Raw genomic sequence first — 24363 nt, forward strand, 5'->3', positions numbered from 1 at the left:
CCGTCTAGTGTGAAAATCGTAGAGTCTGGAATAGCCCGTGCGAGGACGATCCGCCACGGGATCGGCGCCGACGCAGGGGTATTCCATGGTTCTCTTGGGCGGAGGCGCTTATGGTTCGGGCTAACCGGCAGGATCCACGCGGCAGTAACGTCATCCCCTTCACCCCCAGACGGCGCTCCGGCAAGCCGTCCATTCTCAGACTCTCTCCGGAGTGCGACGGCATGGAGTTGCTCTATGCCAACGATCAGCATCCCGACACTCTGTTTTCCCTGAAAATTCTCGCCTGGGCCCGTCTTGAGGACGGCACCACCCAGGCGCTGGTGCCCTGGTTGCGCGACCTGGTCACCGCCAGTGCCTTGTCCGATCCACTCAATGGCCGCTGGGAAGGTTATCGCCTCCCCGACAGCGACTACCTGTTCCGTGATGCACCGGAGCACAAGGTGCAGGAACTGGACGCGGCGCTGCGCTTTTTCGGCAAACCGGGCGATCATAGCCGCCAGGAGATTCCCGACACCATCGGCACCCACGCGGTGTTTTCCCAGGACGAATTCGAGACACTGTCGTTGATGGAGGTGGTGAGCTGGCGCGTGCATGGCGACGGCACCCCTCAGGCCATGGTAGCGGACGAGGCAGCGGTGACACAGACCCCGGTATTGCCTGGCGATGCCAGTCTGGTCGCCGCCGAACAACAGGAAGGGTTTCGCTATTTTTTCCAGCATGGCATCGCCAACCGGCTCAAGGAACACGACCCCGAAGCCCTGGCCGCCATCGCCATGCTGGCGGCTCGTTACTGACGTCGACCTCGCTCCCCGATCCGCTGCAACCGGCGGACCGTCGATGCCCCGGTGGCCGGCCCGGCCGACCACCGGTGGCTCTCGCCGGTTGAACGTGCTTTACGGCCCCGCCGCCGACCTGTAGTTTTCCTACACCCGCTTACTCTCCCGGCTGCCAGACCGGCGACACCCAGGATGTTGCTGACCGGCGGCACGCCCGGGCCAGGCGGTCATATCCGCGCAAAACAGGAATGCTAGTCTGTCTCTTTTATTGAACGGACCCGTGCTTGAACACGATGCCAGGGCGCCGGTGTGGCAAGGGAATCATCAACGGATTGATACGCGTCTAATCGGACTTTTATGAAAAAAACCACTCTCGTATTGATCGCCGCCGCCATGGTGCTCGGCGCCGTGGCCGTGGTGGCCATACTGGCGGCCATGCGCCCGCAACCGGAGGTCGAGGAACGGCCGGCCATGGCGGAAATCGTCGATGTGCTGCCGATCAAAACCGCCCACAGCCAGTTTCAGCTGCGCTCCCAGGGGACCGTGCAACCGCGCATCGAAACCCAACTGGTGGCGGAAGTATCCGGCAAGGTCATCCGCATCGCCGATGAGTTCGTTGCCGGCGGTCTGTTTCAGGCCGATCAGGTGCTGATCGAAATCGACCCCAGCAATTATCGCAATACCCTTGCCCAGGCGCAGGCGGAATTAAAGCGGCTGCGGGCGGCGCATCGCCTGGCCCGTCAACAGCTGGACCGGTTCGAGAATCTTTATCAGCGCAAGAACATATCGAAATCGGATCTGGAACAGCGGCAATCGGAAGCGGAACAGACCCAGGCCGCGATCCAGTCACAGCAAGCCCTGGTTCAACAGGCGCAGCGGGACCTGGAGCGGACCCGCATTCATCTCCCCTACGACGGCCTGGTCAAGGAACGCAGTGTGGATCTGGGTCAGTTCGTGGGCGCCGGCAATCCGCTCGGTACCGCCTTCAGCGTCAAGGAGGCGGAAATACGGCTGCCGTTATCCCAGCAGGACAGCGCCTTCATTGATCTGCCGCGCCCGGGCTATCGGCCGCCCTCGCTACCCGAAGTGGCACTGCAAGCGCGGGTCGGCGGCGAAACGGTAACCTGGCACGGCGAAATCGTCCGTACCGAAGGGGTGGTCGATGAGCGCACCCGGCTGGTTTACGCGGTGGCCCGGGTACAGGATCCGTACGATCTCGAAGGCGACGACGAGCAGCCGCCACTGCCCATCGGCACCTTTGTCAGTGCCCGTATCCAGGGCCGCTCAGCCGAGGGACTGGTGGTGCTGCCGCGAGTCGCCTTGCGCAACGGCGACCAGGTCTATGTGGCGGACAGCGACGACAAGCTCGCCGTACGCCAGGTCCAGGTGGTGCGCAGTACGCCGGAGCAGGTCTACACCGACGATGTGTTTCAACCCGGCGACCGCGCGGTGATCACCGCGATTCAGACACCGATACCGGGCATGGCCTTGAAAATCCGTGATCTGGACGAAGACCAGGACGACAGCGAGCCGTCCGCCCCGGCACCGGTGACATCACCGGGAGAGCACGGCAGCGCCGAGTCCTCTGACGATCAGGGAGCCCCGCATGTCGTCGCCCCCTGATGCGGATAACCGCCAATCCGAAGCGCCACGGCTGAACGCTTACACCGGTCTGATCGCCTGGTTCACCCACAACCCGGTGGCCGCCAACCTGTTGATGGCGATTCTGATCATCGGCGGCGCTATCACCGCGTTCACTATCACCAAGGAAATCCAGCCGCAGGTGGAGACCAACTACGTCACCATCACGGTGCCCTACCTGGGAGCCACGCCCACGGATGTGGAACAAGGTGTGCTGATCAAGATCGAGGAAGCAATCCAGGACCTCGAAGGGATCAGGGAAATCGTCTCCATCGCCAGCGAAGGCAACGGTTCGGTGCAAGTGGAAGTGGCTCCGGATTACGACATCCGCGAAGTGATGGACAACATCAAGATGCGGGTGGATTCGATCACCACCTTCCCGGCGGAGACCGAGCGGCCGATATACCAGCGCAACGTCTGGAGCACCGAGGTGATTTGGGTGGCGGTGTCCAGCATCGACGTGGACGACCGTACCCTCAAGGAAGTGGCGCGACGGGTGCGCGATGACATCACCGCCCTGCCCTCGGTGACCAAAACCGAACTGATTGGCGACCGCCCCTATGAGATCGGCATCGAGGTCAGCGAGGAAACCCTGCGCAATTACGGCCTGACGCTGACCGAAGTGGCGGACGCCGTGGGCCGCTCCTCCCTGGACCTGCCCGGCGGCCGCATCCAGGCCGCCGGCGGCGATATTCTGGTGCGCACCGTGGGCCAGGCCTACGTGGGCCGGGATTTCGAGGATATCGTGGTGCGCACCAACCCGGACGGCAGTCGCCTGCTGCTCCACGACATCGCCGATATCCGCGACGGCTTCGTCGAGGACAACTACTACCTGACCCATAACGGCCGTCCCGCCGTGGGCATCCGGGTGTTGGCTCTGGGCGAGCAGGATGCTCTGGCACTGTCCCGGGAAGTCCGCGACTACGTGGATCAAATGCAGGAAAGTCTGCCCGACGGTGTCCAGGTGAACTGGATGATCGACGTGTCCTACTACCTGGAAGGCCGGCTCAACATGATGTCGGAAAACCTGTTGATGGGCGCGGTGCTGGTGTTCCTGATCCTGTCGTTGTTCCTGCGTCTGAAATTGGCGTTCTGGGTCATGGCCGGGCTGCTCACCGCCTTCCTCGGCACCCTGTTCACGCTGCCGCTGTTCGGCATCACCATCAATCTGATCAGTTTGTTCGCTTTCCTGGTGGTCCTTGGCATCGTCGTCGACGACGCCATTATTATCGGCGAATCCGCCTACACCCGGATTCAACGGGATGGCCATTCCTCCAACAACGTGGTGCTCGGTGTGCTCGATGTGGCCGGCCCCGCCACCTTCGGCGTGCTGACCACCATGGCCGCGTTCCTGCCAATCCTGCTGGTCTCCGGTATCTGGGGGCAGTTTTTCGCCTCCATTGGTGGTGTGGTGGTGATCTGCCTGTTCTATTCGCTGATCGAATCAAAACTGATTCTGCCCGCCCATCTGGCCCACATGCGCGACGCCCCCCCGGAAACCTCGAAGCCGAATCGGATGATCCGCTTCCAGCGGCGCTTCTCCGACGGCCTGTTCCGCTTCGTCGACAACACCTACCTGCCCCTGCTGCGGCGCATCCTGCGCCATCGTTATCTGGCGCTGGCCGGCGCCCTTTCCGTGCTGATTCTGGCCGTGGGCCTGATTGTCGGCGGGCTGTTGCGAGTGGTGTTCATTCCCGACCTGAGCGGCGACTTCGTTCAGGTGGAACTGGAAATGAACAAAGGCACGCCGGCCTACGTGACCCAGACCAACCTGGACACCATCGGCAAAGCGCTCACCGAAGTGGACCAGGAACTCCAGCAGGAATTGGGACTGAATGAGCCACTGGTACGCACCCAGCTGGCCTGGACCGAGAGTGACACCACCGGCGGCATCGTGGTGGAATTGGTAAAGAGCGAGAACAGTCTGGTGTCGGTGCCGGAGCTGTCACGGCGCTGGCGGGAGAAAGTCGGCCGCATTCCCGGGGCCCGGACTTTTCACATAGGTGGCGAGGGCGGCCCGGACGACAACGATATCTCACTGGAACTGGTTAGCCAGAATCAGGCCCATCTGGAGGCAGCCAGCGCCGAACTGGAACAACGATTGCGGGACTACAACGGCGTTTACGACCTGCGTAATTCCCATGACAGCGGCGTGCGTGAAATCCAGCTCAGGATCAAACCGGAAGCGGAGCTGCTGGGGCTGAGCCAGCGGGATCTGGCACGGCAGGTGCGCCAGGCGTTCTACGGCGAGGAAGTGCAACGAATCCAGCGAGGCCAGGACGAAGTGAAAGTCATGGTTCGCTATCCCAGGACGGAGCGACAGTCCGAGGGTTATCTGGAAGACATGCGCATTCGCACCGGCGATGGTCAGGCCGTGCCCTTCTCCGCCGTGGCCGACCTGGACATGGGTAGCAGCCCGGCCACCATCCGCCGCTTCGACCGTCAGCGCTCGATCAGCATCACCGCCCGGGTGGACAAAGCAGTGGCCGAGCCCGGCCGCATCACCAAGGATCTGATCGAGCATCAGTTGCCGGACATTCTCAGCCATCATCCCGGCGTCAGCTATCGTGTCACCGGCGCCACCCGGGATCAGGAAAAAATGATGGTCGATCTGCTCTATGGCACCGGCCTGGCCCTGTTCCTGATTTATGCGCTGATGGCGATCCCGCTGAAGTCCTATGTGCAGCCGCTGATGATCATGTCGGTGATTCCGTTCGGCACCATCGGCGCGGCGGTCGGCCACCTGGTGCTGGGCATGCCCTTCAGTCTGCTGTCCATGTTCGGCATCGTCGCCCTGGCCGGGGTGGTGGTGAACGACAGTCTGATTCTGGTGGATTTCGTCAATCGCTACCGCCGCGATGGCGAACCTCTGGTGGAAGCCGCGATCAAGGCGGCACGCGCCCGCTTCCGGCCGATCATTCTGACTTCGCTGACCACCTTTCTGGGGCTGGTGCCGATCGTGTTCCTGGAATACAGCCTGCAGGCACAGGTGGTGAAACCGATGGCGGTATCGCTGTCCTTCGGCATCGTCTTCGCCACTTTGATCACGCTGGTACTGATCCCGACGCTCTATATGGTGATGGACGATGTGACGGGATGGTTCGCCGGGCGGCGCAAGAATGCAGCGCCGGCCAGTGATGAGAATGCAGGATAAGAGCCGGCCTCAAGCCCCTTCTTCCAACAGAAAGTGACGCCACAGATTCAGACATTTTCGCGTGGCCAGGCGCCCCGCCGTCAGTGAGGCGTCCACCCGCAGCGACAGGGTCAGCCGGCCGTTGACGATAATGGCGCCGTTGGCGACCGGGTGGTTGGGACTGCCTGGTCCGCATACCGCCAGACAAGCGGCATCGGAAAAACCGGCGGCGCCAAGATCGAGTCGCCAAACCCCCAGGTTGCTGAAGGAACCGAGATGACCGGGACCCTCGAGCATGCGCCGGCATAACCAATTCACGCCGCGCTCGCCAACCCAACGGCCCACATGCGCCAGGTGCCAGAAACGCCAGTGCTGCTGCTGGCGCAGCCCCTCGCGCAAAGTGGCGTACAGCGCCGCCACCGACTGCTCCGGCGCCACCGGCACGTAAAAGCCACTGGACAGGTTCATGTCATCCCGGGGGCGGCTCACGGCGCCGCGCATATTCACCGGATATAACCAACTGCCGGTGGACGGTGTCTCCAACAGCGTTTCGCCTACCGCCCGATGCAGACGATGCAGCAATAAACTGTTCAACGAACCGTGTTCCTGCTTCGCCCGCGCCATGATCGCCGCCGTGGCTTCGGGACCAAAACAGGTGGTCTCCACCTGGCCATGGGGTTCGGGTCCACGGAGACGGCGCCAGGGAAGCGGCTGTCCGGGGGGCGCCCCCGGCGCCCGCAGCCATTGCCACCAGGGCGGAGGTGAACTCTGACGGCTGTGTGGCACTGGCGGCGCCGGTACTCCCCATTGCCGCAGCAACACCAGCAATCCACCAATGCCATCGTGATCTCGATGAGGAATCGAATAGTGCCGCTCGCCAATGCCATCCGGGTCGATCACCGCGAAATGGATGGCATCGTCGATGCCACAACGACGCCGCGCCTGATACCACATGCCGATATAATCTTTATCCGCCACCGTCATAGCCGGGCCACTTCCACATAAGGGATCCGATCCGGGTGCAATCGCGGACGCGGGTCTTCACCATAACTGACCAGATAATGGTCGCTGAGCAGGGTACGGCGGCGAAGACCACGCACCGCCTCGCGCAACGGGTCCTGCGTGAAGAAGCCGCACACCACCGCGCCGTGATCGCGATGATGGGCATGCACGGCGTGCTCCAGTAGCGGCGCCAGCCATTGCGGGTCATTGTTCTCGGTCACCAGGGTGTGCAGCGTGACAAACGACAAACACTCGCCCGGCGCCGGCAACCGCAAACCGCCGTGCAACGGGCGGGTGGCATTATGCAGCGGCCGCAGCCATTCCAGCGCGCCGCGATAGCCGCTTACCCGTGTCTGTTTGATATCGCTTTGGTTCCAACTCCCCAGGACACCTTTCAGTGTTGTCCCCTGCCAGACACCGACCCAGTCGCCCAGGCTCAGACCATGGAAATAGGGAGAGGAATGCAGCTCACTCAAATCCAGCCGGGGAAAAAACTGCTTGCGCGGCCCTTCCCGTTCCAGCAAGGCCAGCAGCGCGCCACGATCCGCCCGGGTCATGGCGCGCACGGTAAGCCCCGCCGGTGCCTGAAAGCGGCCCGGGCGGGTGTAGATCACACTGGTCTCGATGGTGCCGAAGGGATAATAGCCCGGCAGCCCGGCGCGGCCGCTGGCCACGGTATTCCGTGATACTCCGTTATCGCGCAGGATCACCGTCTGCATCCACTCCGCTTCCTGCAGAGTGGCTTTCAAAGTGCGGAACAGACGGAATAACAGACGGCTGCCCTGATGCCCGGGCGCGATACGCAGATCATGGGCATAGCGGATCGGCACGCAATCGCCATTCACCCATACCCGGCGACGGCCCACGTTGTACACCGCGCCCAGCTCCGGCGAGGGCCCATCACTCTCCGCCACCCAGACTTCCGGCTCTTCGCAGGTAATGGCGGCCCCGCGGAAATAATCCGGGCGCCGCTCAAACGTCAATGTCATCGCCCCCGGCTGCGGCGTGTTTTCCAACAGCGCCAGAATCGCCGGGTTGTCCTGACTGGTGGCTCTTCGGATACGCATGGCCCCCTCCTCAGGCTGAAACCGGCGACGGCGCCGGTGCCAGAAACGCCGGCGCGGTTCCCGGCCAGGCACGCAGGGCCTCGATCTTGATGTTGCCCTCGATCATGCCCTGGTCCCGGCAATGGCCCAGATAACGTTCGCGCATGTCCGCCAGCACCACACAACGCAGCGGCGCCAGCTGGTGCAGGTTGCGCGCGAGACGATAATGGAAGTGGCCGCCGAAGGCCTGCTCTAGATGCTCGGCCAGCGCTGCCACCGGCGCTTGCGGAGCGCCTTCCAGCAACGCCAGATAACCGGGTTTTCCTTCACCGGCATCCTCACAGGCCACCACGCCCACCGGCGTCACGCCGGGCGGCAATGGCGCCTGCGCGAACGCATCGTTGACCGCCTCGCCGGTCATCTTCTCGCCGACCAGATCGACGGTGCCGCGCCGCCCCAGGAAACGCAGGCAAGGCACGGTGCGCCAATGTTCGGTCACTTCCACCAGATCATTCAGCCGGTAGCGCAGCAAGCCGCTGCCGGTACTCAGCAACGGCATCACCCGCTGCCCGGCTTCCAGCTCCCAGGGGGCGTAGATGGCGCCGTCGTCCGGATCCTGGAACTCATACACGTGGCTGCGATACGCCAGCGGATAACGGCCCTGACAAGGAAAGGTCACCACCCCTTCCGTGGCCCACAGCCCCTTGCCCTGGAACTCCGCCTGCGGCAACAGCGATTGCAGACGCCGTGCCCAGGGTTCGGACGCGGCGGTGTCCCAGGCACTGACCAGTGCCAACGCCGGCCACAGGACACGGAAAAAATCCGCCGTCAGCTCACCATCCCAGGCCCTGAGCAGGGCTGCCGCACGAGGACAACGTGGACACCCGGACTGCGCCATCGCCGCTCGCCGCATTCCCCAGTCACCCTGGTTCAACACTCCCGCCAGTTCCTCGCGCCACTTGGCCAGACCTTCCAGCAGGCCAATGCCGAAGGTGGGGCTCCACACCGACAGCAGACTCAGGCGGCGATCGGCGACCAGGTAAGCCAGGGTGGCGAACAGGGAATCGTCGGAGCTGCGGGCCAGAGCCACCGTGGACGGCACGCTCTGGGTGGCGCCGGCGATCAGCCGCTTGCCCCAGGACATCAGCGCCAGATCGTCATTCAATTCCTCACCAAGGGACTCCCGCAGCGCTGTGGGCATCCAGGACAGCGACCAATAATGCCGGCCGTGCCGCAATTTCGGATAACGATGATAAAGATCCGCCAGCCAGGGACCGATGGCCCCGTCCAGTTCGCCGAGAAAGGCTCGACTGTACGGAATCCATTTGATCGCCGAGGTGGAACCGCTGGTGGGCTGGTAACGGGCGGTGGGCGAGGCGATCAGCGGATTGACGCCGTCCCGCCGGCCCTGGTCCACCCGGGCGCGCCAGTCTTCGTAGCCGGTAACCGGTAACCGTTCGGCGAAGCGCTCCCAGGACCAGTCCTTACCGATTCCCTGCTCCTGCCCCGCCGGTGACGCCGCCACTTGCCGCATCAACTGGCGATGACGAAATCGCTGGGTGTGTTCCAGATGGGAGAGGCCGGTGCGGAAACGCCGTCCGGCGGGCAGCACCCCCAGATGCAATAGCCGTTGGCTGAGCATAACCCTCTCCTTATTCGTAAGCCGCCGGACGGAGGGCCAGACGCAGGCGGCGCGGCCGTTTGCGCCACAGCTTGGCCAGATAGGCCTGCGCCGTGCCACGATCAAAGACACCGACACAGGGCAGCTCGGTACCCCGCTCCCAGGTCGGGTTACGCTCTTCGAAGAAGCGGATCTTGACGTTGCCGTCGCGCATTTCCTGGGAAATCGGCGCCACCGCGCCCTTGAGCGCGGAATAGTTTTCGCCGAAGTCCAGCAGCTTGCGCTCGGAGCAATAGCTGCCGGAATAGAGCCGCTCGCAGTAGTGGTCGACGTAATCCGCCAGATCCTGATGGTGGCCATCGGGATGGGGATAGTACCGATTGAAGTTATTGGCCAGCAGCAAGTAGGTCTTGTAGCCCTTGGAGATCAGCAGCCACACCAGCATTCTCGTCGGGCGCTTCATTTTTTCCCGCACCATCCAGCGCAGGAAAGCGGTTTGCAGGGAGCGATCCCCCCAATATTGTTTCTCGAGGATAGTGTCACCACTGAAGACGCCAGTGGCCGCCCGCCCCCTGACGTTCATCGGCACGGTTTTCAGTGTCGAAAAACCCACCACTTGCTGATCCAGGGTCCGGCGCACCATGAAGACGCCGCTCTTCTCCGACATATCCTTGACGAACACCTCCAGGGACACGTTCTGGTAGTACTTTTCGTAAAGCCCGTACATCTCCTTCATGTCAATGAAGGAGATCCGCTCGATGGGTACGTAGCGTGTTTTCAACGTATTGCCGGTATCACCCGCCATGTTCTTTCTCCATCCTTGATAGTGCACTTGGCCGCGCCGCGGCACGGCGATTCCCGTCCGGCATCAAACCGGAACCATGGTCCCTTATCTGGCGTTACTTATTTGACGTTATGTTTGGCGCAATAAGCTGCATGTATCCCGAGCGTCACCGTCTTCCCGGTGTCACGGTTATTGTTCTAACCGATTCGTCTGAACAATCGATGACAGCATCTAGCCAGGGCAAGAAAGAGAAAACAAGTGCAATGTCATGAAATCGGAACTGGAACCGACGAATCGCGCAAAGCACTATTTTTTATGAGGTTATTCGGTGTCTAACAGGTCTCGATTTCAACAAAGGACAACAAAAAATTCATTGAAATGAAGGAAAGATTCGGAGAGGAATGAAGATTATTGGTGAACGATTTTCATCAACCATCGCGGTCCTTTTCTGTATGAAGAGGACCATTGCTGTCTCACAATTCGCTGTACGCTGACACGCAACACGCTGGCACGCCAATCCCAAGGCCCGCTTGCGGCCACGTCATGCCGGACTTGATCCGGCATCTCCCTCTGTAGGGGCATGACTTCGTAGAAGGAGATGCCGGATCAAGTCCGGCATGACAGGGTGTTTTTAAAGGCGTGCCGGCGTGTTGCGTGTCAGCGTCTGGCGTCCAGCCCTAGCGCTTCTTCTCGATCCAATAAAGGAACAGCTCGCCGTCCTGCTGCCGGGCCAACAGAGTGTGGCCCAGGAACTGGCAGAACTTGGGGATGTCCCGTTCGGTGGAAGGATCGGTGGCGCGGACTTCCAGTACTTCGCCTGGCGCCATGTCACGCACTTTACTGTGCAGCAACATCACCGGCTCCGGGCATAACAGACCGGTGGCGTCGAGGTGGTGTTGGGCGTCAATGGCGTCGGACATGGTATTTCCGCGGAGATTCAGGAGTGATCGGGCGCGCCAGTATAACGCCCTGTCACGCCGGGCCCAAGCGGTGGCCGCCAGGCCAGCGCCAGCAAGGCCATCGCGCAGGCCAGTAGCGCCGCCAGCAGGAAATGACCAGCGTAGCCGAAATAGCTGGCGCTGAACCCGCTGGCCAGCGTGAACAGCCCCACCGCCATCAGCTGCAATGACGCCTGCAGCGTGTAATCCCCCCCTTCCGAGCCGGGCCGCGCTCAGGGGGCACGAGTATCCACCCAGACGGTGATTTCCTCGCGATCGTAGTATAGATGGGCGGCGTTGATGCGCGCGGCCAATCCTTGTTTTTCCAGGCCTTCCGCCAATCGTTCCAACAGCACCCGCGACTCACGGTAACGGCGCGCCATCGGCAATTTCAGATTGAACAACGCCGTCCGGGCCCAGCCCTGGGTGAGCCATTTCAGCATCAGCGATTGCGTGCGCGCCGGTTTGTCCACCACATCGCAGACCACCAGGTCCACCGGCCGCTCCGGGCGCCAGGTGAAGGCGTCGGCGGAAACGTGCCGTACCGGGTATTCCTCCAGCAGGCGGGTATCAAGACGGCCATGATCAATGCCGGTGACCTTGATGCCCAAACGCGCCAGCTGCCAGCTCCAGCCGCCGGGAGCGGCGCCCAGGTCCACCGCCGTGTGCAGCCCCTCCGGCCGGCCGCGACCGAGGAAACGCAACATCGCCTCTTCCAGTTTCAGCGCCGACCGGCTCGGCGCCTCCGGCGCCAATCTCAGCCGCTGAATACCGCCTTCGGGCAGCGGCAGACGGGCCGGGCTGACGCCGATATGGCCGTGGCGGGAATCGTCGAAGTAAAGGTGTAAACGCTGACCGGCACTTGAGCGCAGCAACCCTTCCTTGCGCAGACGCGGCTCCAGAGCCTTGCGGAAGCCGCGCAGGAAGCCGGCCAGTTCACGGCGGTCATTGGTGTCCGCGTGTTCCAGATACAGCTCCGTATAAGGGCCGTTGCGTTTCAGTTCAGGCCACAAGGCACCAATGCGGTCCCGCTCCGGCAGATCATCGAACGCCGCCACCAGCGGATACAAGGTTCGGGCGAAAATCAGTCCGCTCTCCAGAATCGGCGCCGGATCCCCTTGCAGGTTCTCCCAGAACACGCAGCCACTGTCCGGCTGCGCCTGCGGATAACCGGCGGCGCCCAGATCAGCGGCCCGATCCGACAGCTCCGCCGCCAGATCCGACTCAAACCCGGGCCGGCACAAGGCCAGGTAGCGGTGTGGTTGCTTAGCCATAAAACCTCGGGAAAGCAGTTAATAGTTAACAGTGAATAGTGAACAGCGAAAGTCAAAACAGATTGCGGTTTCGCAATAGCCGTTTGCGTATCAGCAGATGCCAATTTGAACCGTGGCGTTTTTCAGGACAAAGATGCCGCGCCCAGGTTTTGAGCGCGGCCTCCTGAATTGCGGATCACCCCGTCCGGTTCTCGCGCAACTATTCCCTGTTAACTATTCCCTGTTAACTGTCCACTATTCATTGCCTTTACTTAACGAACACCACCGTCTTGTTGCCGTCGACGATGACCCGGTCTTCCAGGTGCCAGCGTACCGCGCGCTGCATCACCTGGCGTTCCACGTCCTGCCCCAGGGCGCGCAGTTCGCTGGCCGAGTGGCGGTGGGAGACGCGCTGCACGTTCTGCTCGATGATCGGTCCCTGGTCCAGATCCTCGGTGACATAGTGACTGGTGGCGCCGATCAGTTTGACGCCACGGTCCCAGGCCTGCTGGTAGGGATTGGCGCCGACGAAGGCCGGCAGGAAAGAGTGGTGAATATTGATGATGCGATGGGGATGCCGGGCGACGAACTCCGGGCTGAGAATCTGCATGTAACGGGCCAGCACGATCACGTCCACCTGGCCCTCTAGCAATGCCAGCGCCTGGGCCTCGGCTTCCGCCTTGTTCTCCCTGGTCACCGGAATGTGATGGTAGGGAATGTCAAAGCGCTCCACCTCGGCGCGCAGATCGTCATGGTTACTGATCACCATGGCGATGGTCGCGGACAGATCATCGCGCGAGACCCGCCAGAGCAGGTCCATGAGCACGTGGTCGTGACGGGACACCAAAATCGCCACGCGCTTCTTCTCGGCGGCATAGCTGATGTGCCACTGCATACCGTACCGTTCCGCCACCCGCTTGCGGAAATTGTTCTCCAGGGCGTCCCGGGAACAATCCAGATCCGGAGTCTGGAATTCCAGGCGCAGAAAGAAAGTACCGTCCTGGGTATCGCTGGAGTGCTGATCCAGATCGGTGATATTCGCGCCGTGGTTGTAGAAGAAAGTGGAAACCGCGCTGATGATGCCGGGCTGGTCCGGGCAGGTCACCAGCAGCCGCGCGGTGGCGGCGTCAGGGGTGCTCATTCGTTTCTCCAAAGTGGGTCCGCCGGTACGCCGACGGGGTCATGTTGGTCCATTTCTTGAACGCCCGGTGAAACGAGCTGGCTTCACTGAAGCCCATCAACAGGGCGATTTCGTCAATACTGAGTTCCGCTTTGGACAGGTAATACACCGAGGCGTCCTTGCGGATCGAATCCTTGATTTCCTGATAGCTGGTGTTGTCGTCCTTGAGACGGCGGCGCAGGGTCTGCGGTGTCATTTGCAAACGTCGGCAGACTTCGCCGAAGTCAGGGAAATGACCGCCGTAATCCTCGGACAGCAAACCCCGGATACGCGCCGGCAGCCCCACGTTATGCACGTTGCCCTCGAACAACTGCGCCAGCGACTCGCGCAGGAAATGGGACAACGACAGCTCGTTTCTCACCAGAGGCAGGTCCAGGTAGTGGACGGGAAACACCAGCTGATTGACGCCGCTATTGTAATAGGTCGGACAGTTGAACATGAAGCGGTGTTCATCGTCCTCCTTGAGCGGCTGGTAATCCAGGTAAACCGCCTGGGGCTCCACCACCTTGCCCACCAGCCAGCTCATGAAGCGCAGGCTGAGAAACAGCATGGCATCAATGATCACATCACGAAAATCCAGGCGCGGATCGACTTCGGTGATCAGCCGGGCCTGATCGCCCTCACGCCGCAGCCAGGTACGCATGTTGAGGTCGAACAACCCATAAAAGCGGATCCCCCGGCGCACCGCCGCATCCAGGGTCGGGCAGTTGATCACTGCGTGGGCCATCATCGAGAAGGTGCCGGGCTTGGACTTGCGGCCCTGGCCGAAGCCGAGGAACTCATCCTGGGTCTGTTCCATCACCAGCAGCATCAGCCGGATAAAGGTGTCCCGCTCGATGCGGGCGTCCGGCTGCTCCAGAACATGCCGCTCGATACCGCACTGGTCCAGCAACTCGGGGATGCTCACGCCGCTGCGCGCCGCCCCCTGCAGCACCTTGACCACTCGCCGCACATTGATGGTTCTTCGTTGATTCATCCGCGATCCTGAACATGGGGACGGCGGCTCGCGCCGCGACGGAAAAAGCCGCCTGCCCCGGCCATCCCCGGGAAAGGCCCAATCATAAATAAAAGCGCCGTCGATTGGCATGGTGATCCCGCCGGCCCGGCGTGCGGCAGCGTCATCCTCAACGCCAAACGCAGGCCATTTCGATAAAACTGGAAATTAAATTAATTGTTAATTAAATTAGAGAACATCGACACCAGGGAGATCCGCCATGAGTCCTTCCCGAGGCCGCCGTCCCGGGCGCCCGGAAAACAGCACCGGCCCCGATCAGCGCTCGCAGTTGCTGGACGTGGCGGTGCAACAGTTCAGCGAACACGGCATCAGCGGTACACCGCTGAGCCGTATCGCCCGCGAAGCCCGGGTCACTCCCGCCTTGCTGCACTATTACTTCGGCAACAAGGATCAATTGGTCGATGCCGTGGTTCGCGAACGCGTGCTGGCATTGATGGCCCCGGCCCTGCAAAGCGTTACCCAACCTTCCCCGGGTGACGGCGCCAGCCACCTTCTGGACCGCTTTGTCGCCACGGTGCTGGAAACCGTGTCGGCGGCCCCCTGGCTGCCGCCACTGTGGGTGCGGGAAGTGTTGACCGAAGGCGGCCAGCTGCGCGAGATGCTGATACGGGAGGTGGCTCCACGGGTCACGGGCGCCATCACCGAAGCGATCGAACGGGACCAGCGGCTAGGCCTGTTGAATCCGGATATCGAACCGCGCCTGGTGCCGATATCGGTGATTGGTCTGACCGTCTTCGCCCTCGCCACCCATTCCCTGTGGTCCCGTTTCCCAGGCAACCAGGACATCGACACCGCCACCCTGATCCGCCATGTCCGGGCACTGCTGAGCAGCGGTCTGAGCGGCGGATAAAGACGTGAACGCAGTCCCGAAGAGGTCCACCATGATGCGCCCTGTTGTTATCTCGCCTTTACTGCTTTTGTTATTCGGTTGCAACGACCAACCCGAGCCGCTGCTCGGCACCATCGAATGGGATCGCGTGGCGGTGCTGGCCGAAGCGTCCGAACCGGTCATCGAACTGTCGGTGCGGGAGGGCGAGGCAGTGACTTCGGGCCAGCCGCTGCTGCGCCTGGACCCGACCCGGATTCAGGCACGGCTGGAAGCGGCGCAAGCGGATCTGGCCGGCCAACGGGCCCGGCTCGCCGAGCTGGAGCGCGGTCCGCGACGGGAAACCATCGACGCCGCCCGCGCCGAGCTCGCCCAGGCGCGCAGCGAACGGACTCTGGCGCGGCAGGATCTGCGGCGTACACAAACGTTGTTCGAACGCGGCAGCGTGGCCCGCGCCAATCTGGACGACGCCCGCGCCCGGGTGAACAGTCTCGGCGCTCAGGTGGACGCCCGGCAGGCACGGCTGGACGAACTGCTCGCCGGCACCCGCCCGGAACAACTGGACCAGGCGCGCGCCACCTTGCAGGCGGCACAAGCATCCGTGGCGGAACTGCGGCGTCAGAGGCAGCGCCTGGACGTGGTGGCCCCCATTGCCGGCCGGGTGGATGCCCTGCCCCACCGCCTTGGCGACCAACCCGCCCAGGGCGCGGTGCTGGTCAGCCTGCTCGGCGGCGACACCCCTTACGCGCGAGTCTATATACCTGAACCGCGTCGGGCGGCGATCCGGCCCGGCGATCGTTTTCGTGTCGCCGTGGACGGCATCGACAAGCCCTTCGACGCCGAGGTGCGCAGCATCCGTCAGGACCCCGCCTTCACCCCCTACTACGCGCTCAGCGGCGACGACGCCGCCCGACTGTCCTATATGGCGGAACTGACGCTGCTCGGAGAAGCCGCCCGCGAACTGCCGGCGGGAGTCCCTTGCCAAGTCTGGCCAGAGCAAGATGATGAGCACTGATAACGCCATCGAGACGCACGACCTGACCCGCCGGTTCGGTGACTTTACTGCCGTCGATCACCTGAATCTCAGCGTGCCACGCGGCCAGGTCTACGGCTTTCTCGGCCCCAATGGCTGTGGCAAATCCACCACCATCCGCATGCTCTGCGGTCTGCTGTTGCCCAGTGAGGGCGATATCCGCGTGCTCGACCTGGACATTCCGAAACAGGCCGAAGCGCTGAAGCGCCGGGCCGGGTACATGACGCAAACGTTCTCGCTTTACCGGGATCTGACCGTGCGCGAAAACCTGGAATTCGTCGCCCGCCTATTCGGGTTGAGCCGTCAGCGCACCCGGCAGCGGGTGGAGGAACTCTGCCACCGCTATCACCTGGAGGCGTTGGCCGGCCAGTTGGCGGGCACTCTCAGTGGTGGCCAGAAGCAACGCCTGGCACTGGCCACGGCGGTACTGAACCAACCGGAGCTGTTGTTCCTGGACGAGCCCACCAGCGCCGTGGACCCGCAATCGCGGCGGGATTTCTGGGACGAACTGTTCGCCCTCACCGACGCCGGCACTACCTTGCTGGTCTCCACCCATTACATGGACGAGGCGGAACGCTGCCATCAACTGGCGATTCTGCAACGTGGCCGGCTGATGGCCCAGGGCAGCCCCGAGCGGTTGAAAGCCGATGTCGACGCCACGCCTCTGCTGGTGGCGACAGCGGCCCCGAGAAGGGCACAAACCGTACTGCAAGCATTGGAGGACGTGCGTTCCTGCGCTCAAATCGGCGCCAGCCTGCGGGTGCTGGTGTCCTCCCCGGATCAGTTGCCGGCGGTGCGCGATGCGCTGCGGAAGGAAGGTATCGAAGGGAAAGTGGACATCACCGATGTCAATTTGGAGGACGTCTTCGTCGCCGCCACCCACGGTCACACGGAGGGAGAGTCGTGAGCGATCGTTTCAGCTTTTCGCGCCTGCTCGCGGTGGTGATCAAGGAGCTGCGCCAACTGCGCCGGGATCGCCTTACCTACGGCATGATCATCGGCATCCCCACCCTGCAGCTGATCCTGTTCGGCTACGCCATCAATATGGATGTGCGCCACCTGCCCGCCGCCGTGGTGGACCAGGCACAGACACAAACAAGCCGGCAAGTCGTGGAGGAACTGCAGCAATCGCGGGTGTTCAATTTCAATCGCGCCCTCCATCATGCGGGCACCGGCGAGGCCATGTTGCGGCGCGGAGAAGTGAAGGCGGTGCTGATCATTCCGGCGGATTTCGAGCGCCGTTTGCAAGGCCAACGGCCTCCGCTACAACTGATCGTCGACGGTTCCGACCAGGTGGTGCAACAAGCCGCCCGACAAATCGCCCAATTCCCCTTGCGCGGCGCCACCACCACAGCTGCGGTGGAAGTTCTGCCCTACTACAATCCACACCGCAACGCGCCGCTGAACACCGTGCCCGGGCTGATCGGCGTGATCCTGACCATGACCATGGTCATGTTCACCGCCATCGCCCTGGTGCGGGAACGGGAACAGGGCAACCTGGAATTCCTCATCACCACGCCGCTGTCCTCGGCGGAACTGACCCTCGGCAAGGTACTGCCCTTCGTCGCCATCGGCCTGATTCAGACTTCACTGGTGTTGCTGCTGGGCAAATGGATTTTCCAGGTGCCGGTGCGGGGCTCGCCGCTCGAACTCTATCTGGCGGCTTTGTTGTTCATCATCGCCAGCCTGGCACTGGGCATCTTTATTTCCACCCTGGTACGCAGTCAATTCCAGGCGATCCAGGCGGCGATCTTCACCTTCCTGCCACAGATTTTGCTATCCGGCTTCATGTTTCCCTATGAAGGCATGCCCAAAGCCGCGCAATGGATCGCCGAGGTCCTGCCGCTGACGCACTTCATTCGCCTGGCACGGGGTATCATGCTGCGCGGCGCCGGACTTGCCGATCTGTGGCCGGAGCTGTTGGCGCTGGCCGTCTTCGCCGTGGTCCTGCTGGGTATCGCGGTGGCGCGGGTGCATAAACGGCTGGATTGAGCCGCCCTGGCTCTCGCGTTACCGCCGCGGCACCACCGCCAGAGTAACGGTGGCCTTGGCCACCAGTTTGCGCTCGCCGTTGTCATCCTCGGCGAACACTTCCGATTCCGCCACTGTCACCGCTTTACCGGCTTTCAGTACATTGGCTTCACACACCAGGGCCCGCCCCACCGCCGGGCGCAACAGGTTGACTTTGAACTCGATGGTCAACGGCATGAAGCCTTCCGCCATGACCGTGGCGGACGCGGCGCCGGCGGTGTGATCCGCCATGGTGCCCACCACGCCGGCGTGGACATAGCCATTTTGCTGGTGATGATCCTCACGCACGGTCAATCTTGAAACCACCTTACCGCTTTCCACGCCGACGGCTTCCAGACCGAGCAGCTTGAGAAACGGCGCATTCATCACCCATTTGAAGTCGTCAGTCAGGCTCACTGTTATGCCTCCCGCCATATGGAAAGCAGCAGCATTGCCGATTCCCGCGATCAAGACCATTGCCAAAAACGACCTGTGCGGGTGGCGTGGATGATCTGATCGGCCTGTCTTTCAGTCCGACCGTGCTTCCCGATCAGCCAGTTTCTGTAAATGATAGCGAAACTGTCTCGGCGTCATGCCCAAACTGCGCGCGGCACGGCTCTTGTTGCCTCCGGCCCGTCTCAGGGCATCGTCCAACATTGCCCGGTCCTGCTCCCGTACCCGGCGATAGGGACGTTCCAATACCGCCGCCAACGGTGCCGGTGTCGCGATTATTGGCGGAGCGTCGCTGACGGGGCTGGATTCCTGAGCCAGAATCCGCTCCACATCGGTGCCCGTCAGGGTATGGTCGTGAGCCATCAGCACCGCGCGGCGAAGAATGTTCTCCAACTGGCGGATATTGCCGGGCCAGCCATAGCGCTCAAGCTGCTCCATGGCCTCCGCGGACAACACCACATCGCGCTGGTATTCACGGTTGGTGCGATAGAGGAAGTGCCGGGTTAACAGACGTACGTCGCCGTGCCGCTCACGCAGTGGCGGCAAATGAATCGGCAGCACATTGAGCCGGTAATAAAGATCCAATCGGAAGTGGCCCGCCCCCACCGCCCGTTGCAGATTCTTGTGGGTGGCGGCGATGATACGTACCGATACTGGAATGTCACAACTGCCACCCACTCTCTGCACCGCGCGCTTCTCCAGTACTCGCAGCAATTTGCTTTGCAAGTCCGGGTTCATGTCACCGATTTCATCGAGAAACAAAGTGCCACCGTCAGCCAGCTCGATCTTGCCTTTTTTTTGCGTATTGGCACCGGTGAATGCCCCTTTTTCGTGACCGAACAATTCCGATTCCAATAACTGTTCGGGAATCGCGGCGCAGTTGATCGCCAGGAACGGTCCGTCCTGGCGGGGGCTCTGGTTATGCAGCAACTCGGCGAATCTTTCCTTGCCGGTGCCCGATTCGCCGGTAAGCAGCACCGTCACTTCGGTGGCGGCCACCTTGAGCGCATTGGACAGTGCCTCTCGCAGCGGGGCACTTTCGCCAAGGATGCCATGACTGGGACGACAGTGGCTGAGTGCATCTTTTAGTTGCCGGTTCTCATCGCGCAGGCTGGCGGTGCGTTCCTCCAGCAGGGCATGGCATTTGAGAATCTGCACGATGAATACCGCCACCGTACGTAAGGTGGCCAGATCACGATCGAACTTGCGTGGTCGCTGGCGCAGACGATGGGCCGCCAGCACCCCCATGGGCACACCACCGTCCATCAGCGGCACGGCCACATAGGAGACGATTTCGTCTGGCAGCGTGCGCCGGCCCACGGCGCGGAACAAGAACAAGGGCTCCTCGTCGATGTCTTGAACCACCGCAATCTGCCCGCTGTCCATCACCCGGCCAACGATCCCCTCACCAGGCCGATAACGGCCCCGGGCCCGTTCTTCATTGGTCAGGCCATAGGCATAGCGAATGCTCAATCCGTGATCCTGGATTCCCGGCAGCAGAACCCTGGCACGGTTCAAACCGAGCATCTGCGACAGCAGTCGCAGAATGCTGCCGATGGCCAGCTCCGGCGTGTCGGCACGGCTGATAAGCTGCGCCGCTTCACGCAGCACGATCAGATCCACATCCTCGCCGCGGGCAGCGTCGCCAACATTCAACCCGGAGCTCAGCATCAGCTTTCCATACGCCAATTGAAGCGACGCATCAGCAGTCCGCAGAGACTGTCCAGACCATAGCCGATCACGCCGATCACCAGCACCACCGCGGCCAGCGCGGAGTAGTCCAGAGTGTCGCGGGCATCATTGATGGCATAGCCCAGGCCACTGGTCACGCCAAGATATTCCGCTGGCACCAGCACCACCCAGGCGACGCCCACCGCCAATCGGATCCCCGCCATCATATCCATCATCACCGCCGGCAGAATCACCTTGCGCAACATCTGCGCCCCACCGGCGCCAAGATTACGAGCCACCTTCAGCCAGCCCGGATCGATGCGGCGCACACCGTGGGCAGTGGAAAACAGAATCGGCCACAACGCCGCCATGGCGATCAGGAATACAATGGCACCATCCCAGCTATCAAAGATCATCACCGCCAGCGGCATCCACGCCAGCGGACTGACCATACGCAGAAACTGAAACGGCAGATTGGCCATCTGCATGGCGGTGGTGAAATAGCCCACCATGATGCCGAGCGGAATCCCCAACAGGCAGCCCCAGAACAAACCCGCGCCAATCCTGTACAGGCTGGCGCCGATGGCATCCCATAACGCGCCTTCCCCCAACATCTGTTGCAGTGAGGCCAGTGTCGGCCCCGGTGCGAAACCGGCAAAAATAACGGTGTCCGGATTGCCCGCCAGGACCCACCCGCCCAGCCACCAGCACAGAAACATGATCGCTATCCCGGCCAGCGGATAGGTCACCGCCTGCAGCCGCCGCCGGGCCACGGCGCTCAGACCGGCGGCATTCTGGTTGGGTATCGATACGCTCGGGGCCTTCATACTTTGATTACCTCCTCCCGCTCATAAGAGGCGGAACCGGCTTCCAGTCCGACCCGCCATTGCGCGTCCGCCTCCAGGGCCTTGCGGATAAAACGGTCGTCCACCAGGTCGCCGGCGACAAAATCCGGCTCCAGTTTCTGCAGGAAGGTGGTATCGCCGCTGACCAGCGTCCGCTTCATTTGATCGACGATAAAGCGAGTGGCGGAGGGATACGGCCAGCCGTGAAAGTCCACCCGCCCGCTGCTCCATTCGGGGTGGCGAATGGCGTCCGGTGATGGATAGTCCTGATCGGAGTAATAAGTCATCGCCCTTTCCACCACCGGGGCCCGCATCGGCAAATAGCCCTTGCCGTCCTTGGACAACATATGTGCCACTTTCTGCTTATTGGCCTGGGTGTAATTCTGCGCGCGCACCAGAGCGTTCATTACTTTCTGTGTCCATTGCGGCCGCGCCGCCACCTGCTGCTCGGTCATGCACACCACACAGCAGGGATGGTTCTTCCACATGTCGCCAGTGAAGCGCAGCACCCGCCCGCCGGCGAGCATTTCACCGGCGGCGTTGAACGGCTCGGCCACAATGAAGGCATCAATTTTTCGCGCCGCGAGAGCCGCCGGCATGTCCGGCGGCGGCATGATCTGCAAATTCACTTCGTTGGCGGCCAACGCTTCGTTCTGCCCTTTGATCACCGGCGTCAATCCAGCCTGACGCAGCCCCATCTGAATCACTACGTTGTGCATGGAATACCAGTACGGTACCGCCACCTGCATACCGCCAAGGTCACTGAATTCCTTGGCCTCGGTATGCCGGCCCACAACCACGGCGGAGCCATTGACGTGGGCCCAGGACATGATTTTCACCGGGAAGCCGCTGCTGTATCGCATCCACACCGGAATCGGCTTCAACAGGTGCACCAGATTGAATTTGCCGCTGGCGAACCCTTCCACCAGTGGCGACCAGCCGCGAATCAGCGTCGGCCTTTCAGTAACGATTCCTTCTTCTTCGAAATAGCCCTGCGCATGAGCCACCAGCAACAAGGCAGCGTCAACGATCGGCAGGTAACCGATGCGCAGTACTTCGTCCTCCGCTGCCGCCATCGCCGGACTGGCCAGTCCCATGGCGGAAGCACCCAACATGCCGGCACCAGTGGCGGCCAGAATGTCGCGCATGAAATCACGGCGGTTCAGTGCGCCGTCGTGACATTGGCACGTCAACAAAGTGTGATCGTCGTGCTCGCAATAATCGTGATTTGACTGACCCATGAAACACTCTCCCCAATTCGAAGACATCATCCACCAACGCGGCGCAGCGCCACCCGGTCCCGGGAGGGCTTGCCCAGCGGCGTTACGTTTTCGGAACGTTCGAACTGCTCCATCAAAACCCGTCGCCGCGCCTGAAAGTCGACACCGGCGGTATCCCGTGGCCAATCCAGCGCCACCTCAAACTCTTGTTCGATGCGCCCCGGGTTACGGTTCATGATCATTACCCGGTCGGCCATCAGAATCGCTTCATCGATATCGTGAGTGACGGTCACCAGGGTGATGCCGAAGTCCCGACAAATGGCGGCAACTTCCTTCTGCAGACTGGCTCGGGTAAAAGCGTCGAGAGCGGAAAACGGTTCATCCAGTAGCAACACTTCCGGATTGGTTGCCAGGGAACGGGCCAGTGCCACCCGCTGCTGTTGACCGCCTGAAAGACTCTGCACGTTGGCCTCGCTGTACTCCGACAAGCCGACCAGCATGAGCAGCTCATCGACCCGACCGCGGATCTCCGCCTTGGGCCGACCGGCGAACTCCAACCCCAGGCCGGCGTTTTGACGCACATTCATCCACGGATACAACGAAGGCTTCTGGAACATCATGTTCCACTTGGCCATCGGCCGGACCACCTGGTGACCGTTGATCTTGACGCACCCCTCGGAAGGCTGCAGCAAACCGGCGATCAGATGCAGCAAGGTGGATTTGCCACAGCCGCTGCGGCCGATCAGAACCACGCATTCGCCGCTGTCGATCCGGTTTTCGATGTTCTGCAAAACCGGATCCGCGCCGGCTTTGTAGTGGTGGGTAATACCATTGATGCTGATCGTCGCGCCCATCCGTTACTTCTCCCGTTTGCACAAAGCCATCGGCTGTCTCCCTGACAAGAGCAGAAAGCATGCCAAGCGGACCAAAGTTCGCCGACGGTTTATAAAAACCATCGGTGGAAGGGCGGAAAACAACGATTTATCAAGGTATTAGCTTCGCGGCGACGGCGCCGTTCGGAGCGCCGGGGCTCTATGCAAAAAACCAATCGTGATCGACAGACGACATGGAAACGCGACAAAAACGAACATTGTTCCACTTTGTCCGACATTGTCGGCCCGATCTTTTTGCCGATAGCGCCATCCGCTCCCGTTTCGCCCGCCTGACATGCTCCCCTGTTTTATTTACTTGTTTGTTTTTAAAGCCTTTTTTTTCAACCTTTCCGGCTTACAGCAATCCTGGCACAGCCTTTGCCATAACCCTTCGGGAAGCGCGAACGGGTCCAGGGCCCGAACCGCCTCATCCAATCCGCCAAAACCAGCAAGGAGTCTTGCCTTGAGCACTCAAACCAGCGTCGAAACCGTTTCCACGTACCTGCGTCCGATCGACCGCGACGGCCTGCTTGGCTTCGCCGAAAAAGGCCGCGCCAACCCGGAAGCACGCGGGACCAACAAGGTCCACACCGTCTGCGAAGGTCAATACCGCACCCTCAGCTACGTTGGTGACCACGAGGCGGTGGTGGTGGACGAGCCCCCTCACCTGTTCGGCCAGAACACCGCCCCGGCCCCGGGAGAAATTGTATTGTCCGCGCTCGGCGGCTGTCTGGCCGTGGGCATCACCGCCGTGGCCACCTGGAAACAGGTAAAACTGTCCCGTCTGGAACTATTCCTGGAAGGTGATATTGGCAACAGCGCCGCCTGGGGCGCCGGCGGCGCCCAGCGTATTCCCTCGCAAATGGGATTCCAGGAAGTACGGGTGAAAGTGGTGGTGGAAGGCGACGCCAGCCGCGAGGAACTGGATCAGATCGTGCAGCACGCCAACTACTTTTCTCCGGTGGCCAACACCATCCGCAACCCGATCAACTTTTCCATCAGCCTTGCCGACTGACAACGGCGGCGCCCTCCGGCGCCGTCCAC

The 24363-nt window shown here is 61.9% G+C and carries 22 protein-coding genes; 8 read left to right on the forward strand and 14 right to left on the reverse strand.

The features are described 5' to 3' along the window. Window positions 1–110 precede the first annotated feature (110 nt). From MA04_RS16180 to MA04_RS16190, 3 genes are all read left to right on the forward strand, one after another. Window positions 111–794 carry a hypothetical protein gene (locus MA04_RS16180; RefSeq protein ID WP_262461574.1) on the forward strand — a complete coding sequence of 228 codons (684 nt, stop codon included), beginning with the start codon at window positions 111–113 and terminating at the stop codon, window positions 792–794. A 339-nt stretch (window positions 795–1133) separates the two neighbouring features. Further along, a complete protein-coding gene (locus MA04_RS16185) occupies window positions 1134–2399 on the forward strand; it encodes an efflux RND transporter periplasmic adaptor subunit (protein WP_163124128.1) in 1266 nt (421 codons plus the stop codon). Continuing rightward, window positions 2383–5571 (forward strand): efflux RND transporter permease subunit, encoded by a 3189-nt coding sequence (locus tag MA04_RS16190; RefSeq protein ID WP_163124125.1) that lies wholly within the window; start codon window positions 2383–2385, stop codon window positions 5569–5571. The genes MA04_RS16185 and MA04_RS16190 overlap by 17 nt, the downstream gene beginning before the upstream one ends. A 9-nt stretch (window positions 5572–5580) precedes the next feature. Here MA04_RS16190 and MA04_RS16195 read toward each other — a convergent pair whose 3' ends face one another. The 9 genes from MA04_RS16195 to MA04_RS16235 all read right to left on the reverse strand — a co-directional run bounded on the left by MA04_RS16195 (window position 5581) and on the right by MA04_RS16235 (window position 14350). After that, window positions 5581–6528, reverse strand: coding sequence for a hypothetical protein (locus tag MA04_RS16195; RefSeq protein WP_262461578.1), 948 nt, complete (start codon window positions 6526–6528; stop codon window positions 5581–5583). A gap of 2 nt (window positions 6529–6530) precedes the next feature. Next, complete coding sequence (locus tag MA04_RS16200; RefSeq protein WP_163124119.1) at window positions 6531–7619, reverse strand: GNAT family N-acetyltransferase; 1089 nt, start codon at window positions 7617–7619, stop codon at window positions 6531–6533. Window positions 7620–7629: 10 nt separating this feature from the next. After that, on the reverse strand, window positions 7630–9240 hold the full coding sequence (locus MA04_RS16205) for a GH3 family domain-containing protein (protein WP_163124116.1): 1611 nt from the start codon (window positions 9238–9240) through the stop codon (window positions 7630–7632). A 10-nt stretch (window positions 9241–9250) separates the two neighbouring features. Next, the gene (locus MA04_RS16210) at window positions 9251–10024 is read right to left on the reverse strand and encodes a hypothetical protein (RefSeq protein WP_163124114.1); all 774 of its coding nucleotides are present in this window, start codon (window positions 10022–10024) and stop codon (window positions 9251–9253) included. A 656-nt stretch (window positions 10025–10680) separates the two neighbouring features. After that, window positions 10681–10923 carry a sulfurtransferase TusA gene (tusA, locus tag MA04_RS16215; protein WP_014995161.1) on the reverse strand — a complete coding sequence of 81 codons (243 nt, stop codon included), beginning with the start codon at window positions 10921–10923 and terminating at the stop codon, window positions 10681–10683. 17 nt (window positions 10924–10940) lie between these two features. Continuing rightward, window positions 10941–11129 (reverse strand): hypothetical protein, encoded by a 189-nt coding sequence (locus MA04_RS16220; protein ID WP_262461581.1) that lies wholly within the window; start codon window positions 11127–11129, stop codon window positions 10941–10943. A gap of 45 nt (window positions 11130–11174) precedes the next feature. Then, window positions 11175–12215 carry a 23S rRNA (cytidine(2498)-2'-O)-methyltransferase RlmM gene (gene rlmM, locus MA04_RS16225; protein ID WP_163124111.1) on the reverse strand — a complete coding sequence of 347 codons (1041 nt, stop codon included), beginning with the start codon at window positions 12213–12215 and terminating at the stop codon, window positions 11175–11177. A gap of 247 nt (window positions 12216–12462) precedes the next feature. Continuing rightward, window positions 12463–13335, reverse strand: coding sequence for a formyltetrahydrofolate deformylase (gene purU, locus MA04_RS16230; protein WP_262461584.1), 873 nt, complete (start codon window positions 13333–13335; stop codon window positions 12463–12465). Then, window positions 13322–14350, reverse strand: coding sequence for an AraC family transcriptional regulator (locus MA04_RS16235; protein WP_163124105.1), 1029 nt, complete (start codon window positions 14348–14350; stop codon window positions 13322–13324). The genes purU and MA04_RS16235 overlap by 14 nt, the downstream gene beginning before the upstream one ends. 238 nt (window positions 14351–14588) lie before the next feature. On the opposite strand from MA04_RS16235, the gene MA04_RS16240 reads away from it, so the two are divergent. Genes MA04_RS16240 through MA04_RS16255 form a run of 4 tightly spaced genes read left to right on the forward strand, consistent with a single transcriptional unit; the run spans window position 14589 to window position 18240 of the window. Next, entirely contained in the window at window positions 14589–15239 is a 651-nt protein-coding gene (locus MA04_RS16240) for a TetR/AcrR family transcriptional regulator (protein ID WP_163124102.1), read from the forward strand. A 31-nt stretch (window positions 15240–15270) separates the two neighbouring features. Continuing rightward, on the forward strand, window positions 15271–16230 hold the full coding sequence (locus tag MA04_RS16245) for an HlyD family secretion protein (protein WP_163124099.1): 960 nt from the start codon (window positions 15271–15273) through the stop codon (window positions 16228–16230). Next, window positions 16217–17155 carry an ABC transporter ATP-binding protein gene (locus MA04_RS16250; protein WP_205475378.1) on the forward strand — a complete coding sequence of 313 codons (939 nt, stop codon included), beginning with the start codon at window positions 16217–16219 and terminating at the stop codon, window positions 17153–17155. The genes MA04_RS16245 and MA04_RS16250 overlap by 14 nt, the downstream gene beginning before the upstream one ends. Next, window positions 17152–18240 carry an ABC transporter permease gene (locus MA04_RS16255; RefSeq protein ID WP_262461588.1) on the forward strand — a complete coding sequence of 363 codons (1089 nt, stop codon included), beginning with the start codon at window positions 17152–17154 and terminating at the stop codon, window positions 18238–18240. Before MA04_RS16250 ends, MA04_RS16255 begins: the two co-directional genes overlap by 4 nt. A gap of 18 nt (window positions 18241–18258) precedes the next feature. On the opposite strand, the gene MA04_RS16260 is transcribed toward MA04_RS16255, so the two are convergent. From MA04_RS16260 to MA04_RS16280, 5 genes are all read right to left on the reverse strand, one after another. Continuing rightward, window positions 18259–18675, reverse strand: coding sequence for a PaaI family thioesterase (locus tag MA04_RS16260; protein WP_262461589.1), 417 nt, complete (start codon window positions 18673–18675; stop codon window positions 18259–18261). Window positions 18676–18786: 111 nt separating this feature from the next. Next, window positions 18787–20382, reverse strand: coding sequence for a sigma-54-dependent Fis family transcriptional regulator (locus MA04_RS16265; protein ID WP_262461590.1), 1596 nt, complete (start codon window positions 20380–20382; stop codon window positions 18787–18789). Next, on the reverse strand, window positions 20382–21209 hold the full coding sequence (locus MA04_RS16270) for an ABC transporter permease (RefSeq protein ID WP_163124087.1): 828 nt from the start codon (window positions 21207–21209) through the stop codon (window positions 20382–20384). Before MA04_RS16270 ends, MA04_RS16265 begins: the two co-directional genes overlap by 1 nt. Continuing rightward, entirely contained in the window at window positions 21206–22468 is a 1263-nt protein-coding gene (locus MA04_RS16275) for an ABC transporter substrate-binding protein (protein WP_262461591.1), read from the reverse strand. The genes MA04_RS16270 and MA04_RS16275 overlap by 4 nt, the downstream gene beginning before the upstream one ends. A gap of 26 nt (window positions 22469–22494) precedes the next feature. Then, window positions 22495–23301, reverse strand: a complete 807-nt coding sequence (locus MA04_RS16280; protein WP_163124082.1) for an ABC transporter ATP-binding protein — start codon at window positions 23299–23301, stop codon at window positions 22495–22497. Between the two features lie 481 nt (window positions 23302–23782). Here MA04_RS16280 and MA04_RS16285 point away from each other — a divergent pair, with 481 nt between their 5' ends. Next, on the forward strand, window positions 23783–24334 hold the full coding sequence (locus MA04_RS16285) for an OsmC family protein (RefSeq protein ID WP_262461593.1): 552 nt from the start codon (window positions 23783–23785) through the stop codon (window positions 24332–24334). The last annotated feature ends 29 nt before the right edge of the window (window positions 24335–24363 follow it).

The organism is Alloalcanivorax balearicus MACL04, from assembly GCF_025532145.1.
Lineage (GTDB): Bacteria > Pseudomonadota > Gammaproteobacteria > Pseudomonadales > Alcanivoracaceae > Alloalcanivorax > Alloalcanivorax balearicus.

Excerpts from the sequence above, each read along its gene's own strand:
- MA04_RS16190 (WP_163124125.1), top strand. The coding sequence starts at position 2,383 with ATGTCGTCGCCCCCTGATGCGGATAACCGCCAATCCGAAGCGCCACGG.
- MA04_RS16210 (WP_163124114.1), bottom strand. The coding sequence starts at position 10,024 with ATGGCGGGTGATACCGGCAATACGTTGAAAACACGCTACGTACCCATC.
- MA04_RS16240 (WP_163124102.1), top strand. The coding sequence starts at position 14,589 with ATGAGTCCTTCCCGAGGCCGCCGTCCCGGGCGCCCGGAAAACAGCACC.
- MA04_RS16280 (WP_163124082.1), bottom strand. The coding sequence starts at position 23,301 with ATGGGCGCGACGATCAGCATCAATGGTATTACCCACCACTACAAAGCC.
- rlmM (WP_163124111.1), bottom strand. The coding sequence starts at position 12,215 with ATGGCTAAGCAACCACACCGCTACCTGGCCTTGTGCCGGCCCGGGTTT.
- purU (WP_262461584.1), bottom strand. The coding sequence starts at position 13,335 with ATGAGCACCCCTGACGCCGCCACCGCGCGGCTGCTGGTGACCTGCCCG.
- MA04_RS16235 (WP_163124105.1), bottom strand. The coding sequence starts at position 14,350 with ATGAATCAACGAAGAACCATCAATGTGCGGCGAGTGGTCAAGGTGCTG.
- MA04_RS16265 (WP_262461590.1), bottom strand. The coding sequence starts at position 20,382 with ATGCTGAGCTCCGGGTTGAATGTTGGCGACGCTGCCCGCGGCGAGGAT.
- MA04_RS16200 (WP_163124119.1), bottom strand. The coding sequence starts at position 7,619 with ATGCGTATCCGAAGAGCCACCAGTCAGGACAACCCGGCGATTCTGGCG.
- MA04_RS16180 (WP_262461574.1), top strand. The coding sequence starts at position 111 with ATGGTTCGGGCTAACCGGCAGGATCCACGCGGCAGTAACGTCATCCCC.
- MA04_RS16245 (WP_163124099.1), top strand. The coding sequence starts at position 15,271 with ATGATGCGCCCTGTTGTTATCTCGCCTTTACTGCTTTTGTTATTCGGT.
- MA04_RS16275 (WP_262461591.1), bottom strand. The coding sequence starts at position 22,468 with ATGGGTCAGTCAAATCACGATTATTGCGAGCACGACGATCACACTTTG.
- MA04_RS16185 (WP_163124128.1), top strand. The coding sequence starts at position 1,134 with ATGAAAAAAACCACTCTCGTATTGATCGCCGCCGCCATGGTGCTCGGC.
- tusA (WP_014995161.1), bottom strand. The coding sequence starts at position 10,923 with ATGTCCGACGCCATTGACGCCCAACACCACCTCGACGCCACCGGTCTG.
- MA04_RS16205 (WP_163124116.1), bottom strand. The coding sequence starts at position 9,240 with ATGCTCAGCCAACGGCTATTGCATCTGGGGGTGCTGCCCGCCGGACGG.
- MA04_RS16270 (WP_163124087.1), bottom strand. The coding sequence starts at position 21,209 with ATGAAGGCCCCGAGCGTATCGATACCCAACCAGAATGCCGCCGGTCTG.
- MA04_RS16250 (WP_205475378.1), top strand. The coding sequence starts at position 16,217 with ATGATGAGCACTGATAACGCCATCGAGACGCACGACCTGACCCGCCGG.